Source organism: Arthrobacter sp. 2YAF22_2 (assembly GCF_052114645.1).
In the GTDB taxonomy this organism is placed as follows: Bacteria; Actinomycetota; Actinomycetes; order Actinomycetales; family Micrococcaceae; genus Arthrobacter.
In genome coordinates this window covers 1-2,089 of sequence record NZ_JBFRFD010000584.1, presented here as the reverse complement: position 1 = coordinate 2,089, position 2,089 = coordinate 1, and the positions used below count along the sequence as shown (strand labels likewise).

Below are 2,089 nucleotides of genomic sequence, written 5' to 3'. Positions count from 1 at the left end.
TGGCAGAACGGCGGCACCACCAGCGGCGGCAACGGCGCCGGACTCTGCGAAGCTTGCAACCACACCAAAGAAACCCCCGGCTGGACCGCCCAGCCCCTAGTACCGACGCGCGGACACCGAAGACACACCCTCCAACTCACCACCCCCACCGGCCACAGCTACCACTCCACCGCACCGCCCCTCCCCGGAACTGGTGCCGAACGACCGTCTCCACAATGGGTCGGGCGGGGCGAAGCGGCTGATCAGCTGGCGCCGCCTGAGGGGCCGAAACTCAAGTGGAAACTAAGACATCGGGCAAAGCTGGCGATGGGCGCACGACTGGCAGCGAGGCCTGCGGCCTAGGAGGGGCTCCCCTCCGGACGTCCGCCCTCGGACCCGTCCCCCTCAGGACCCGCGCCGGTCACGACGGGATTGGCTGCGTTGTTTGACCATTCCGAGAACGACCACGGGTAGAGGGCTGCAGGAAAGCCAGCGATCTCCAGAGCCGCGATCTCGTGGGCCGCGGTCACCCCAGAGCCGCAATACACGGCTGTCGGCAGCCCCGCTTGCACGCCCAGGCCGGTAAATCGTTCGCGCAGGCTCGCTGCGGGGAGGAAACGCCCGTCATCCGCCAGGTTCGCGGCCGTCGGGGCACTGACGGCGCCTGGGATATGTCCGGCGCGCGGGTCCACGGGTTCGATCTCGCCGCGGTACCGTTCGCCGGCACGGGCGTCCAGAAGCAGGCCCCGCCCGGACCAGGTGGCTGCCTCGACGGCACCAATCACCGGCATGGACCCTTCGGCCAGGACGACGTCGCCGCGCTCCACGGCCGATTCGCCGCTGTCGACGTCGAAGCCGGCGGCGCGCCAGGCGGCTAGACCGCCGTCGAGCAGACTGACCGCGGGGAACCCGGCATCCCGCAGCATCCACCAAAGCCTGGCGGCCGCAAGGTTGCCGCTGTCGTCGTACGCCACCACCACGTCCCCGTTCCGGAGCCCCCAGGAGCGTGCGGACAGCTGGAACTCTTCCAGCGGAGGCAGCGGGTGTCGTCCGCGGCTTGGATCCGCCGGGCCGGCAAGTTCGGCCGCGAGGTCCACAAAAACCGCCCCGGGGAGGTGCCCCTCCAGGTAGTGGTCCCGGCCGTACGGGTCGCCTAGCGCCCAACGGACGTCCAACAACACCGTCCGTGCGCCGGAGTCCATCCGGTCCTTGAGTTCGGCAACAGTCAATAGGGTGTCCATCCGCCCACTCTAATCGTGGGCCTGCACCGCCGCAGGTAGGCTGATGCGGTGACAAACTTGCACCAGCAGGACCGGGTTTGGGCCGACGAAGCCATCCGCCGGATCAACGCCGAATACAACAGATCAGCCGACACCCACCTCTATTCGGTGCCCCTGCCGGAGCGCTGGGGGGTCCAGCTGTACCTCAAGGACGAATCGACGCACCGCACGGGCAGCCTCAAGCACCGGCTGGCCCGTTCGCTGTTTCTCTTCGGGCTGGTCAACGGCTGGATCCGCGAGGGCACTACCATCGTGGAAGCGTCCAGCGGCAGCACGGCCGTCTCCGAGGCCTATTTTGCCCAACGGCTCGGACTGCCGTTCATCGCCGTGATGACCCGTACCACCAGCCGCGAGAAGATCGCGCTGATCGAAGAGTACGGCGGCACCTGCCACCTGGTGGACCACGCCTCCGAGGTCTACGCGGCTGCCGAGGACCTGGCCCGGAGCACCGGCGGCCACTATATGGACCAGTTCACCTACGCCGAGCGGGCCACCGACTGGCGCGGCAACAACAACATCGCCGAGTCCATCTTCGGCCAGCTGGCGCTCGAAGAGCACCCGGTCCCGCGCTGGATCGTGGTGGGGGCCGGCACCGGCGGCACCAGTGCCACGATCGGCCGCTACCTCCGCTACCAGCGCCACGAGACCAGGCTCGCCGTCGTCGACCCCGAGAATTCCGCGTTCTTTCCCGGCTGGCTGGCGAGCCGCGAGGGCAGCACAGCGCCGCACGCCCCAGCCCAGCCGTCACGGATCGAAGGCATCGGCCGGCCGCGGCTGGAGCCGAGCTTCGTGCCGTCGGTGATCGACCACATGATCCAGGTGCCCGACGC

Annotated in this window: 2 protein-coding genes and 1 pseudogene; 2 read left to right on the top strand and 1 reads right to left on the bottom strand. The window is 68.9% G+C overall.

Annotation, left to right across the window (positions count from 1 at the left end; all coding sequences use genetic code 11):
* Positions 1-342 (top strand): annotated as a pseudogene (locus AB4Y86_RS17550) (HNH endonuclease); the annotation flags it as partial.
* Here the strand turns inward: AB4Y86_RS17550 and AB4Y86_RS17545 are convergent.
* Entirely contained in the window at positions 339-1,220 is an 882-nt protein-coding gene (locus AB4Y86_RS17545) for a sulfurtransferase (RefSeq protein WP_441403443.1), read from the bottom strand. The pseudogene AB4Y86_RS17550 and the gene AB4Y86_RS17545 sit on opposite strands and share 4 nt — an antisense overlap.
* 48 nt (positions 1,221-1,268) lie before the next feature.
* Between AB4Y86_RS17545 and AB4Y86_RS17540 the strand changes: the two genes are divergently transcribed.
* On the top strand, positions 1,269-2,089 hold an 821-nt coding region (locus AB4Y86_RS17540; protein ID WP_441403442.1), incomplete at its 3' end, for a PLP-dependent cysteine synthase family protein.